13 protein-coding genes are annotated in these 12997 nt (G+C 42.8%); 10 read left to right on the top strand and 3 right to left on the bottom strand.

Annotated features, from left to right (window positions below; all coding sequences use genetic code 11):
- The first annotated feature begins 371 nt into the window (after positions 1-371).
- The 7 genes from KJS65_RS20725 to KJS65_RS20695 all read left to right on the top strand — a co-directional run bounded on the left by KJS65_RS20725 (position 372) and on the right by KJS65_RS20695 (position 5492).
- Positions 372-1076 carry a DNA alkylation repair protein gene (locus KJS65_RS20725; protein ID WP_213651740.1) on the top strand — a complete coding sequence of 235 codons (705 nt, stop codon included), beginning with the start codon at positions 372-374 and terminating at the stop codon, positions 1074-1076.
- Between the two features lie 184 nt (positions 1077-1260).
- Complete coding sequence (locus KJS65_RS20720; RefSeq protein WP_213651739.1) at positions 1261-1767, top strand: MerR family transcriptional regulator; 507 nt, start codon at positions 1261-1263, stop codon at positions 1765-1767.
- Complete coding sequence (locus KJS65_RS20715; RefSeq protein WP_213651738.1) at positions 1764-2207, top strand: SRPBCC family protein; 444 nt, start codon at positions 1764-1766, stop codon at positions 2205-2207. The genes KJS65_RS20720 and KJS65_RS20715 overlap by 4 nt, the downstream gene beginning before the upstream one ends.
- A gap of 2 nt (positions 2208-2209) precedes the next feature.
- Entirely contained in the window at positions 2210-2647 is a 438-nt protein-coding gene (locus tag KJS65_RS20710; protein ID WP_213651737.1) for an SRPBCC family protein, read from the top strand.
- 215 nt (positions 2648-2862) lie between these two features.
- Positions 2863-3783 (top strand): helix-turn-helix transcriptional regulator, encoded by a 921-nt coding sequence (locus tag KJS65_RS20705; protein ID WP_213651736.1) that lies wholly within the window; start codon positions 2863-2865, stop codon positions 3781-3783.
- A gap of 108 nt (positions 3784-3891) precedes the next feature.
- Positions 3892-4644: an alpha/beta fold hydrolase gene (locus tag KJS65_RS20700; RefSeq protein ID WP_244864674.1), complete on the top strand. Its 753-nt coding sequence runs from the start codon at positions 3892-3894 to the stop codon at positions 4642-4644.
- Entirely contained in the window at positions 4641-5492 is an 852-nt protein-coding gene (locus KJS65_RS20695; protein WP_213651734.1) for a DUF2785 domain-containing protein, read from the top strand. Before KJS65_RS20700 ends, KJS65_RS20695 begins: the two co-directional genes overlap by 4 nt.
- A 154-nt stretch (positions 5493-5646) precedes the next feature.
- Here KJS65_RS20695 and KJS65_RS20690 read toward each other — a convergent pair whose 3' ends face one another.
- Positions 5647-6837: a coenzyme F420-0:L-glutamate ligase gene (locus KJS65_RS20690; protein WP_213651733.1), complete on the bottom strand. Its 1191-nt coding sequence runs from the start codon at positions 6835-6837 to the stop codon at positions 5647-5649.
- Between the two features lie 125 nt (positions 6838-6962).
- Between KJS65_RS20690 and KJS65_RS20685 the strand changes: the two genes are divergently transcribed.
- Both KJS65_RS20685 and KJS65_RS20680 read left to right on the top strand, forming a co-directional pair.
- Positions 6963-7856 carry a LysR family transcriptional regulator gene (locus KJS65_RS20685; protein WP_213651908.1) on the top strand — a complete coding sequence of 298 codons (894 nt, stop codon included), beginning with the start codon at positions 6963-6965 and terminating at the stop codon, positions 7854-7856.
- Between the two features lie 149 nt (positions 7857-8005).
- The gene (locus KJS65_RS20680) at positions 8006-9187 is read left to right on the top strand and encodes a multidrug effflux MFS transporter (protein ID WP_213651732.1); all 1182 of its coding nucleotides are present in this window, start codon (positions 8006-8008) and stop codon (positions 9185-9187) included.
- A 382-nt stretch (positions 9188-9569) separates the two neighbouring features.
- On the opposite strand, the gene KJS65_RS20675 is transcribed toward KJS65_RS20680, so the two are convergent.
- Positions 9570-10124: a hypothetical protein gene (locus KJS65_RS20675; RefSeq protein ID WP_213651731.1), complete on the bottom strand. Its 555-nt coding sequence runs from the start codon at positions 10122-10124 to the stop codon at positions 9570-9572.
- Positions 10125-10308: 184 nt separating this feature from the next.
- Positions 10309-11142, bottom strand: a complete 834-nt coding sequence (locus KJS65_RS20670; RefSeq protein ID WP_213651730.1) for a hypothetical protein — start codon at positions 11140-11142, stop codon at positions 10309-10311.
- A 720-nt stretch (positions 11143-11862) separates the two neighbouring features.
- Here KJS65_RS20670 and KJS65_RS20665 point away from each other — a divergent pair.
- A complete protein-coding gene (locus KJS65_RS20665) occupies positions 11863-12834 on the top strand; it encodes a sensor domain-containing diguanylate cyclase (RefSeq protein WP_213651729.1) in 972 nt (323 codons plus the stop codon).
- Positions 12835-12997 lie beyond the last annotated feature (163 nt).

The raw sequence follows: 12997 nt of genomic DNA, 5'->3' as shown, positions 1-12997 counted from the left end.
AATAAGGCAACGAAAGTTGCCAATCGGCATTTGACCCGGCTGTCCGTATGGCCTTAACTTCCTCATAGAAGTGGTCAAAGATTATCTGCTTGGAAAGATCCTACATATATTGAATATTCGCTTTCCAAAAATCATGCTTCTCCATAATAGCAGGATAGGGGTTATTGAACAAGAGAAATTTTAAAGTAAACGCATAATGGCGGAAATATTCTGGGAATCTCCTATTGAAACCGAAAGGGAAGCTGTAAGAATCAAGTTCACTGCGACTTTTTGATTTGGTTCTGATTTCATTGGATGAATGCTGTTTTATGATATATTCAAGTAAAGAAGCCTATTCCCTAAGAGAAGCTATTAAAAAGGAAGTGTGAACAATGAATTTGGACATGGTCATGCAAGAGCTTGAGGCTCTCGGCAAGGAACGCACCAAGAAGATGTACCAATCCAACGGCGCGCGCGAACCTCTTTTTGGCGTAGCCACAGGCGGGATGAAGCCCATCTTCAGAAAAATAAAACGCAACCAACCCTTGGCTGAGGAGCTTTATGCCACGGGGAATTACGATGCGATGTACTTTGCGGGAGTGATCGCCGATCCGAAGGCAATGTCTGAGGCGGATTTTGAACGGTGGATGGATGGAGCCTATTTTTATATGCTATCGGATTATGTGGTAGCCGTAACGTTGGCGGAAACGGATATTGCGCAGGAGGTTTCCGATAAATGGATTGCAAGCGGTATGGAGCTGAAGATGTCGGCGGGCTGGAGCTGTTACTGCTGGCTGCTGGGAAATCGTCCGGACCGCGAATTTTCCGAAGGGAAAATAACCGGTATGCTGGAGCTTGTGAAGAATACGATTCATGATGCTCCTGAACGTACGAAATATGCCATGAACAATTTTATATATACGGTGGCGGTATCCTATCTGCCGCTCCATGATAAGGCGGTCGAGATTGCGAGAGAAGTCGGACCGGTGGAAGTTGGCCGCGGTGCCAAAAGTAAGTTTCTGGACGCTTCCGCTAACATTCAAAAGGCGATCGATAGAGGGCAGCTCGGCTTCAAACGGAAATATGTAAGGTGTTAACGGGAGTAAATGTCCGAAATCCGGTAGCGCAAAAAAATTCCGTTTGAGCTTCATAATTTCACTTGCACCTTACGTAACGTCATGTTTTACAATGAAGTTACCGGTACATATAAAATGAACTTAAGTTTAAGCTTGCTTCTTTAGTTCAATTTATATAGCTAGCGCCAAAGAGTGGAGATGGTTCATGAATAGACATTGGAAGGTCGGGGATCTTGCTAAGCTGACGGGGCTTACGGTACGAACCCTGCGCTATTACGATCAAATCGGTTTGTTATCTCCTTCCGGTCAGACGGAGTCGGGCCACAGGCTATATAGCGAATCTAATTTGTCACGCCTGCACCAGATTTTATCGCTTAAGGAGTTGGGCTTATCTCTCGAGGAGATTAAGTCGGCCTTATCGGACGGGCAAATCAGTCCGCTTGAGATTGTGGGCCTGCAGATCAACCAAATCCAAGAGCAGATGAAACTGCAGCAGAAACTATTGGAGCAGCTTAGGCATGTCTCCAAGCTGATGCAGGGTCAGGCGGAATTAACGGTTGAAGATTTCACGAGCCTTCTGCAAGCGATGAAGATGGAATTCGAGAAGCCCGTCATTGAGCGGCAAACGAGTTGGGAGCGACATTTGGACCTGCTGGGAGACTTTCTTGCCGAGGAGAACGGAATTTCCACACATAAGGAGGAAAATCAATGAACGAACGATTCGTCAAGCATGGGACCTTCGTGGTCGAGAGGACTTATGCCGCTTCGCCGGAGCGGGTTTATCACGCATGGGCAGATCCAATGGCCAAAGCCAAGTGGTTTTCGAAGCCGGACATCTTCGATTTTCAGGTTGGCGGACGAGAATACAGCAGCGGCGGGCCGCCGGAAGGGCCGGTCTTTACCTTCGACGCAGTCTACCAGGAGCTTGTCCCGGAGCAGCGCATTGTCTATACGTACACCCTGGACTCGGACGGTACGCGCATCTCCGTCTCGATTACATCGGTCGAGCTTATCAAGGTGGAGGGCGGCACGAAGCTGATTTTCACGGAGCAAGGTGCGTTCTTTGATGGGCACGATACGCCTGAAATACGGGAACACGGTACAAACATCATGTTGGACGCACTGGGCAAGGTATTGGAAGGGGAGGCGTGAACATGACCACAGGTGAAAATGAACTTGTTGCTACGCGAGAGTACGATGTCCCGCGGGAGCTCGTATTTCGGGCCTGGACAACCCCCGATTTGTTAGCCAGGTGGTGGGGGCCGAAAGGCTTCACCCATACGTTTCACGAATGCGATATGAGACCGGGAGGCACGTGGAAGTTCACCATGCACGGACCGGATGGCGCGGATTATCCTAACCATAACGTCTTTGTTGAGTTTGTGCCGCCGGAGCGGGTCGTGATTGATCATATCAACGTTCATGAATTTCGTGTAACGGCTACCTTTGAGGAGGTCGAGGGGCGCACAAGGGTTACTTTCCGTCAACGTTTCAAGATAAAAGAGGAATTTGAACAAGCTAAGTCGATCTGCATCGAAGCTAATGAACAGCAGCTAGACCGGCTTGGCAAGGTACTGGCGGAATTGGCCTAAGCTATATCGCTTTTGCCGAAAGAACTGCCACTTATGTGATGCTACTAAAATGGTCGCCGTTCACGTTCCGTGCCTGGGAATCGGACGGCGATTTTTATTGTAGTAACGGGAGGACGGTGGCGGAGATCTGACATCCTATCGCATAAGCAATGGCTGCCAATTTAGTGTGATACACTCATCTATTCAGATGGCAACCCTGAGGAGCTGACATAAAAATGCGAGTAGATCGATTACTCTCCATGTTACTAATGATCTCAAAAAAAGGTATGGTTACAGGCAAAGAGCTTGCGGAGCATTTTGAGGTATCATTGCGAACCATCTACAGAGATATAGAAAAGTTGGGCGAAGCAGGTATTCCGATCGCATCCATGGGTGGTAAAGGTGGAGGCTTTTACGTTATGGAAAACTATAATGTAGACAACCTTTTTTTGAAAAAGGATGAAGCTTCTACGTTTATGGCGATCATGAATAATCTAAGCTTTCTATTTGGAAAAAGCACAAATTTTAATGATATGGTTTTGAAAATCGAGAATACATATAGACGAGAAATAAATACGGATAAGCTCAGCATTAATATGTCCCATTTCAGTATGGAAAATGAACTGAAGGAATACCTGTTTCTGATGAACAATGCCATCGAAGAAAATAAGCTGTTGGTATTTGATTATAGTAACAGAAGAATGGATTATTCCGAAAGAATAGTGGAGCCGGTTCAAATCACATTTTCTACCGGTCAATGGTATCTGGTTGCGTTTTGCAGGTACAGAAGCGACTACAGAAGGTTCAAGCTTGTTCGGATCAGCCATTTGAAGATGGGTGACGGCTTCGAGAAAAGGGATATATCAAAGGAAGAGCTCGAGAAGATTTTTGAAGAAAGCTATCATAGGCGAAGCATTCAGGTCACTCTAAAATTCACCAATCGAATGGGTGAGCAGCTAACCGAGTATTTTCAAAAAGAGAATATTCAAAAAACAGAAGATAACGAGTACGTTGTTATAGATCATTTTCCGTATGAGGACGGATTGCTCAAATATATTTTAAGCTTTGGCAAGGAATGCGAGATTGTAGAGCCCCGTTATTTGAGGGATGAATTCAAAGAATATATAAAAGAATTATGGCTTACATATCATGACTGACATAATGGTGTCAGTCATTTTGCTTTATTGTAAGGTGTATAGCTGATTAAAAGATAAAAACAAAAATTTACAAGGGAGAGAAACATGTTCAAGAGGAGTGGCACAATAATGCATATCATTGAAGCCTTCCATACCTGTCATGCTCGCAAGTTGTTTGGCAAGCACTCGCTAAAAGGTACACCAAGTGTAATATTCATAGCGGGATTAGGCGATTGTTCGGAGTCATGGAATGTGGTGCAAAACCGGGTATCGCAGATAACATCAACCTTTTCATATGATAGGGCGGGCGTGGGTAGAAGCGAAGTTGCCTCCGTTCCACGAACATGCCTTGACTTGGTGCAGGAGCTTTCCGAATTGTTATCGGTGATTCCTGTGAAACCGCCCTATATTCTTGTGGGACATTCTTTTGGAGGATTGGTTGCCAGGTTATTTGCAAGTTGTTACCCGGGGCTGGTATCGGGTATCATCCTGGTTGATGCTGCACACGAATATAAAGAGCTCGCCTATGAAAAGATTCTGCCTGAGAAGCTGATCCCGAAAAATAGAGCCTATCTCGAGAATCCGATGTTGAATAGTGAGCAGATTGATAAATTACAGAGCTATAAGGAAGTCGTTGATCATTCATGGCAAAGCAGCATCCCTCTATCAATCATTACAAGAGGGCTGCCGGATCACAATGATGAGGAATGGCCACATCAAGAAATACTGCAAATTGAGCAATGGCTGCAAGCCGATTTTCAGCGACTGTCAACGGTAAGCAAGATCAGGATTGCCGGGAGAAGCGGGCATTATATTCATCATGATGAACCGGAAATGGTCATAGAGGAGATAATGAGTATGTTGAAGGGGATGGGATCGTGAGTAATACAAGGATGAAACTCATGTTAGACCTGCAAAGAATTGAGAAAGAGCATTACCGGCTTCGTGAAGGGGAGCAGCTGCAGGATTTCATGACTCTGATGCTGCAATATATCGGGGATTCAGACCCGGCATTGCGGGATGAGCTGATCTATCCTACATTCTATGAATGGATTCATGAAGAGGAGAGGCTTACGGAAACGGAATTACGCAGTCTTCTGGCTGTCCTGACCGATGAGCAGCATTTGTTTTATCATATGGGTATCGAGGATGACCAATCTGTCTTTACGAGGACGTTCTCTATCCTGCCGATAGCCTTGATTGTGCGGCGCCACAGGAAGCAGCCTTTTCTGGCTTATGCTGAATTTCAGCATCTCAAGCATTCACTGCTCCGCTATTATAAGGAGGAAAAGGATCTGCGCGGCTATCTGCCCAAAGGAGGATGGGCTCATAGTGCGGCACACGGTGCGGATGCCTTGGTGGAGCTCGTTCAGTGCCCGGAGAGCGATCCAGCCGTACAGCAAGAGGTACTTACTGCTGTTCAGGGGATGCTATATAACGGAATACATATTTTTAACGAGGAGGAGGATGAGCGGATCGTCAGTATCGTGGATACTATGATTGACAAAGGTCTGCTTCAGCAGCAGGAGATCGCCGACTGGATACGTGGATTGACACAATGCGCCGATTGGCCGAGAAGCCGTGGTCAATCGATCGCCCGTGTGAATAGCAAGAACTTTCTCCGTTGCCTATATTTCAGAAGAGGACTGGATAGCCGCGGCAATGATCTAACCGCTGTCCTGCTTACAGCAGAGGTTAAATTGAACAGGTTCTCGATAAGAAATTGCTGACCTTCACCAGAATTTGGGGCCCCTGCGTATAGCAAGAGCCCCTTCACCATATTGGCGAAGAGGCCCGAATTCAAAAAAGAGGTTGTACCGTTAGGGCAAATAAAAGCTGGTTATGCTCGGCTTTTCATTTGCTTTTCATGCGGATTCGTTGCTGTTAGTTTGTATAGTTATCAAAATATCCTTGAATATAGATAATAGGCGTACCCTTATCTCCGCTTCCAGAAGTTAAATCTGATAGGGAGCCGATAAGATCCGTTAATCTTCTAGGTGTAGTACCTTGTGCTTCCATAGCTCCTACGAGATCGGTTTCTTTCTCTCTAATATATTGAGATATAGCTTGCTTGAGTTCCTCGCCTTTTAAATCAGCGAAGTTATTATCCGCAAGATACTTTAATTTTACTTCATTGGGTGTACCATCGAGTCCTGATGTGTAGGCTGGCGATACAACCGGATCAGCAAGCTCCCAAATTTTACCCACAGGATCTTTGAATGCTCCGTCCCCATAAATCATCACTTCAACATGCTTGCCCGTTTTTTCGGTGAGCGTATGCTGTATTTTATCCACGATAGGTTGGCAATTACGCGGGAAAAGCTTCACACGGTCTTCTGTGGACTTATTTGATCCTAAGAGGCCATAGGTTTCATTATATCCGCTACCCTCAATAGGTGCTGCCAAGATGTCATCGAGGCTATATATTTTATCTCCGCCATTGGCTTTTAAGATTTTCTTCGTTCTGAATCTCGTATGAATATCGCATGTTAACACATTTTTGGTGTACTCCAGGATGGTCTTTGGATTATTCGAGAAAATGACTTCGCATTCCACGCCATATTCTTCTATTAACGATTTATAGTAATCGATATAATCGATACCGGTGAAGGTATGTTTCTTATATCCAAAATGCTCACGGAATTGCTGCTCTGACAAAACATCCGTCCAAGGATTTACTCCCTTTTCATCGAGCATGTCAAGATCTACTAAGTGATTTCCTACTTCATCAGATGGATAGCTAAGCATGAGAACAATTTTTTTAGCCCCTTTTGCAATGCCGCGAAGACAGACTGCAAAGCGGTTGCGACTTAAGATCGGAAAAATAACCCCCACGGTTTCTTCTCCAAATTTGGAGCTCACATCTTTCGCGATATGATCGATCGTTGCATAGTTACCTTGAGCGCGGGCAACGATGGATTCCGTTACGGTGATGATATCTTTATCTTGAATGCTGAAGCCTTCCACTTCGGAAGCTCTTAGCACACTATCCACGACGATTTCCTCTATGCTATCCCCTTGATTTATGATTGGGCAACGGAGGCCTCTAACGACTGTTCCTACCACTCTTTCCAAGTATAATCGCTCCTTAGGATTACTAAAGTGAATTGCATGAATTGGCGGTTCTATTTGTAATATACAGCTATTTAATGGTATAAGTGAAATTAATATATCGAATACCTGATATAAGAGGTGCTTATATAGTGAGCAAATTAGATTTATATAAAGTGTTTTGTATGGTAGCCAAGCGTAAAAGCTTTTCCAAAGCAGCTCATGATCTTTACATGACGCAACCAGCCGTTAGCCAAGCCATCATGCAATTAGAAAGGGAGTTAGATACGCGTCTGTTCACAAGAACTTCAAAAGGAGTATTTTTAACCAATGAAGGCCGTCTTTTATTTGAATACGCCAATTCGGCAATGAATTTAATTCACGTTGGAGAAGAAAAGATGCTGGAATTAAAAAATTTAACGACAGGTGAGTTGAAAATAGGTGTCGGCGATACCATCTCCAGGTATTTTTTACTTCCTTATTTAGAGGCCTTTTATAACAGATATTCCAATATTAAGTTCAAGATTGTGAATGGTACAACACTCGAGATTTGCGCCCTTATCAAATCGGGTGGGGTGGATATTGGCATTTGTAATTTCCCGCTGGATGATCCTGCATTGGAACGAAGGCCGTGCATTGATATTCAAGATATTTTTGTTTACGGGGAGAAATTCAAGAGCATATTATCTGAACCTGTTAGCCTTGCTACGATAGCAAAACTGCCATTAATCTTTCTTGAATCGAAATCGAATTCCAGAAAGTATGTCGAAGATTATATGCTGTCTAAAGGAATTCAGATTTCGCCGGATTTTGAATTAGGATCACATCATTTGCTATTGGAGTTTGCAAAAATAAATTTAGGAGTAGCTTGTGTGACGAAAGAGTTCTCTCAAGAGTATTTGGATAAAGGATTATTGCATGAAGTTCAATTAACCCAGGAAATACCCAAGAGAAGTATTGGAGTATGTTTTTTAAAAAGCGTATCTCTATCGCCAGCATCGACAAAATTTGTTGAGATTATTGAAAAAAAGTTATTGAAATAAATTAGGTTAGCCCTCCTATATAAAGAATGAAAGGTGATTCTACAAAATGATGATATATAATCGTCTTGCCATAATGATGCCCCCATTTCCCTAGCTAAGCTTATATTCTTTTAGTTCTGTGATATAAGCTCATAGGAGGGCGAAAATAAATGAAGAAATATGCAGCACCATCTTTACTATTAATGATTGTTCTGGTGGCTTTTCCTCAAATTAGTGAGACAATCTACACCCCGTCATTACCGGATATTTCTGCCGCGCTTGGTGTCTCAAATAGTTCCGTACAGTTAACGTTAAGCATATATTTTATAGGATTTGCATTGGGCGTTTTCTGCTGGGGTTGGTTTTCTGATTGTATAGGACGAAGGCCTGCCATGCTAGGTGGGCTTATTGTATACGGTATCGGAAGCTTGATGTGTGTTTACTCTGAATCGATTAGTTTGCTCCTCATCAGCCGTTTCATACAAGCATTTGGAGCAGCAACAGGATCGATCATTACACAAACGATTCTTCGTGAAAGTGTATCAGGAAATAAACGGCATGCTATGTTTGCCCAAATATCCGCTGTAATTTCCTTTACGCCCGCGGTAGGCCCACTTATTGGAGGGTGGGTTGACCAAGCGCTAGGCTTTAGAGCTGTTTTCTTTACGCTTGTGATGATGAGCATTTTGTTGTTTATGTATGCCTTTTTAAAACTGCCGGAAACAACGGATGTTTCCTCAAGGAAAAAGGTTACTATTCTACCTATTATTAGAAGAATGCTTTTATCACCACGTGTACTGGTGTTTGGTTTACTAATCGGCGGCATAAACGGGATTATATTCAGCTACTATGCTGAAGCTCCCTTTATGTTCATTGAGCACTTTCATATATCGCCGGGAGTCTATGGTTTTCTGGGTATTATTGTGGCCGTGGCATCGATTGTTGGTGCAATGATTTCTAAAAGATTATTGCCCGTCTTTGCAACAGAAAAGATAATTCATATTGGTTGTCTAGTGATGACAATCGGGGCATTACTATTAACATTCGCAAGTAGCCTTGTTAATTTGCCGAATGTCATCGTCATCGTATGTATTTTAATAACCATGTTTATCATGTTAATGGGGGCTGGCATTGCTTTACCTAACTGTCTGAGTCTTGCTCTTGTCCATTTTCATGATGTTGTGGGAACAGCAGGTGCGATATTCAGCTTAGGATATTATTTGCTAGTTAGCTTAACGACATGGGGAATGAGCGCTCTTCATAATGGCTCCTTGGTGACGATGCCTATATACTTCTTAGTCATAAGTGGCGGAATGTGGTTGCTAGGTAAAAAGTTTATTGTGGAGGAATAACTTATTTGAAGAAGTAATTTGTTTGAAAGTGCTTTTTTATTGTGCCTAAAAGGAGAAATGACGCGGGGCTGTTGTCATTGAATTTGTCTATACACCAGAGTATCCCTCAATATGGTCTTCTTTTGCAATTATTTCTAATTTTCAATCCTCACATTCTAAAAAGTTGAAAGGAGGAAGAAAGTCAGAGATAGGAAACCATGTCTGCGCCTGCTGGCCACCAAGGTCAGGGCGCAATCTCGAGCAATGCCAAGAAAAACGAAAAACGGCCTCTTCACGATCGATGCGAACAGAGGCCATTTTTTATTGACCTGATTTTTTCAAAAAAAGAAGCCCCGAAACTGGCGGGCTTCTTTTCCTGCGATACTAACTCCTCCCATCAAGTTTACTTGTTCCAATCTTCCGGAGAGGTGTTTACTTTGTATGCGACGGAGATATTGCTATCCTGATCTCCTAGTATATTCAAACGTAATTCAACATTTAATTCATCATCTACTTTCCAAGAATCAAAATACTCATAGGACGATTTCTTCGGTAAATCCTCATAACCTGGAATTTTTGAAATTCTGTCCGACACGCCAGGATTTGTCGTTGGATCACCAAAAGCCTTACTCAAATTAGTATATAGCTTTTTAGTAAGATCATATGCGCCTTGATTTTGATCCTTAAATCCTTTTGCATACATAAAACCATACAATTTGTCATTATTTAAATCAAACATAAGCGTAAGGGTAAGCGGTTCGCCGTATAGACTATGCTGCTTTTTGAAAGCATATATTCCAGCCTTTCCATTGAACTGCTCAATATCCTTTCCTTCCTCAAGCTTTAAGTTCTTAAATACGACTTCCTTTGTTTGCCCAATATTATTTTTTAACTCGTTTATCTCCTTAGCATTTGCTTGATTTTGTGAGTTACACGCTACAAAACTAAAGGCCACCACAACAACAAACAGCAGAAATCCGAATTTTCTTATTATAGTAACACACTTCCTCTCGTCCTCTCGTCAACTTGGATGTAATTATAAGAAAAATCAGAAGGTAATCAACCTCGACGCTCACTCAAAGGCTGAAAGCCAATGTTGATAGCCGAAGGAGCTTATCGAGGCTGATTACCAAAATTATTACTTAGAACTTAACGGTGTATCCATTATTAGATGAACCATCAGCAGTAAATTCAAATGTTATGGAATTTCCTGCAGAAGGAGAACCTGAAAGGAGAAGTACCTTCCCGGATTCAAAATATTTAGTGTTGGAATACATTGTGCTTGCGTTAGGGTTGGACTGACTTACTTTAACTGAGTGTGATGCGCTTCTATTCTGGTATTTGAAGCCTGGGTTAGAATATACAGCGCCATCGCAGATGTAATCAACAGAAATGAAACTTATATTATTAGCAGTGCCTTTAGTATAAGTGAAGTAAGCGCCCCATGGGCTATAGTAGGTATAAATTCCATCGCTATACGTATCATAAACAGCGGTTGCTCTTATTGTGAGTCTTTTATCCCAAGAGTCTGGCGGAAATTCAATTGTAGTTCCCGCAAAAGGTTGTACTTCACCCGAACCGGATTGCACTCCTTTTGAATTAACCGGCACATCCACAACAGACAATGAGCCATCCTTTTCATCTGCATAGGTAACGAGGACATCTTTATGAACTTCGCCATTTTCTACATTGGTGACACTAAGGACAGTGTGATATGGAGAATCCTGAGTAAGGGAATTGCCACTTTGGGTAAGAGGCAAAATTTCAATAATTGAATTATTATCTACAGGTACATCGTTTGCTTTGAAATAATCAATAACAGACTGCCCAACAAGCGATCCCTTCGTTTGGACTAAAGCACCTTTAGACGCCAGTAATGATGTATCAATTTCCTCAATTTTCTCAGCGCTTGCAGCAGCACTTGAAAATAGTCCGACAAATACGCTCATCACAGCAGCGAGTAGAATGAGGTCCACATGTGAACTTCCCCCTATGGCATCATCCCTTCCGACTTCAGAAGATATATGCAATTAAGGTCTTGATGTCTATACAAATATAACGTTTTCATTTCCATTTTCGTAACGATTTGGAATAAAAATATTTTTTCGGATTTCCAACTCCAGCTTCTAGAGGCCTGCAGAAGCATATTGTATAAAATGGTCCCTCAGAGGGCTTCCTTCACAGACATATGTACAAAATATTTCATTTGGTGAACATGTCCGGCCGTCCGATCCTCAAATTTGGCCATTTTTCGGCCCTGGAAGCCGATTAGCCTGCCGTGGAACAATCGATATTTTTAGACTATTTTGCTACTGTATAATCCGCCAGAGTGATCTGGCGGATTTATTTTTCGCCGGCAGACTCGTTAAGGAGAACTCTATTACAAGTAACGGATAAGCTGCCTCTTATTGATAAGTCATAAAATTTTACAATTTTATCAAGTTTGTCATATGACAGAATTCATGACAATGCTCACTACTAAACCGGATCGGAATTCATTAGAATTTGTATTAGAATGTCTATCGACAAACATTGAGACAGAGTTGAGACTGTGAACACAGCAAAATCCGATATAATCGGAACTGTAAATGCCGCTACCTTCAAAAGTCATCTTGCAACGCAAGCATTCGTAGCGTAAATGAATATCTTGGAGTGAATATAAACGGATGATATATGCATTAAGAGGATGTTCGGAGATGGACGATCGGCTAAAATACGCTCCTTGTGGATATGTATCCATTACGAATGAAGGCATGATTCGGGACGTGAATCAGACTTTTCTGGATTTAATGGGTTATGCACATGTGGATATGGTCCAGACACATATTGAATCGCTCATGTCTGCAGAAACCAGGCTTGTTTTCCAGTCCAACTTTTATCCACAGATCCATTTGACGGGTCAAGTAGAGGAGCTGCTTATCAGTTTAATGGACAGTAATGAGCAGCAGATCCCGTTTATATTGAATGGACGAAGGTTTAAGAATGATGGAGTGGAAATGATCGATTGCGTGCTCATACATAGGAAAAAAAGCATGGATGATGTGCAGGAGCTTTTATCTGCGAAGAAGCATATGGATTACTGGCAGATGGATCAGGCCCTGGTGAAGCTGGAACAAATACATAAGGAAATTGAACGGAAACAAGCTGAGCTTATGGAGATCAATGCTACTTTAGTAGAACTATCGATGACGGATAAACTGACCGGACTGCGGAACCGGCGTTATTTTCAAGAGAAGCTGGATGAGCAGATGAACCTTTACAATGAAACGCAGCAACCGTTCTCTCTTATTGTCATTGATATTGATTATTTTAAGCAGGTGAATGACAATTGGGGCCATCTAACGGGGGATGACGTACTCGAATCTCTGGGGAAAATCCTGTCCTCTCATGCCCGTAACGGGGATGTAGTAGCGCGGCTTGGCGGGGAAGAATTCGTACTGATTTTACCCCATGCAGATGGAACCCAATCCAAGAAAGCTGCGGAACGTTTGCGGCTCGCGATTGCCGCCTCTGACTGGAAGGCGGGCAATATTACCGTAAGTATTGGAATAGCCACAATTACCCCGGATGATACGGATATGACCCTCCTGCAGAAAGCCGATCAGGCGATGTATGCTTCTAAAGAAAACGGAAGAAATCAGGTTACGCATGTCATGGATTTGCGCTAGGGCACTTGCGTCGCCCCAAAAGCTGCCGTCGATGATGCTTTCTTGTCAATAAAGGTTGGCCAGTGAAGGACTACTGAGCCAATTTTTTTTGTGTGTTCAGCGACAAATATCGTTATTCTGGCCCGTTCCTACATCTTATTTTTAACCGCTTTTTCGAAAGAGA

Origin of the sequence: Paenibacillus sp. J23TS9 (assembly GCF_018403225.1) — a bacterium.
Classification (GTDB): domain Bacteria; phylum Bacillota; class Bacilli; order Paenibacillales; family Paenibacillaceae; genus Paenibacillus_AQ.
The sequence above is the reverse complement of the archived record's forward strand: the minus strand, read 5'-3'. Positions and strand labels throughout refer to the sequence as shown.

Coding starts and splice junctions, on each gene's coding strand:
- KJS65_RS20725 (WP_213651740.1), top strand. CDS start 372: ATGAATTTGGACATGGTCATGCAAGAGCTTGAGGCTCTCGGCAAGGAA.
- KJS65_RS20720 (WP_213651739.1), top strand. CDS start 1,261: ATGAATAGACATTGGAAGGTCGGGGATCTTGCTAAGCTGACGGGGCTT.
- KJS65_RS20715 (WP_213651738.1), top strand. CDS start 1,764: ATGAACGAACGATTCGTCAAGCATGGGACCTTCGTGGTCGAGAGGACT.
- KJS65_RS20710 (WP_213651737.1), top strand. CDS start 2,210: ATGACCACAGGTGAAAATGAACTTGTTGCTACGCGAGAGTACGATGTC.
- KJS65_RS20705 (WP_213651736.1), top strand. CDS start 2,863: ATGCGAGTAGATCGATTACTCTCCATGTTACTAATGATCTCAAAAAAA.
- KJS65_RS20700 (WP_244864674.1), top strand. CDS start 3,892: ATGCATATCATTGAAGCCTTCCATACCTGTCATGCTCGCAAGTTGTTT.
- KJS65_RS20680 (WP_213651732.1), top strand. CDS start 8,006: ATGAAGAAATATGCAGCACCATCTTTACTATTAATGATTGTTCTGGTG.
- KJS65_RS20665 (WP_213651729.1), top strand. CDS start 11,863: ATGGACGATCGGCTAAAATACGCTCCTTGTGGATATGTATCCATTACG.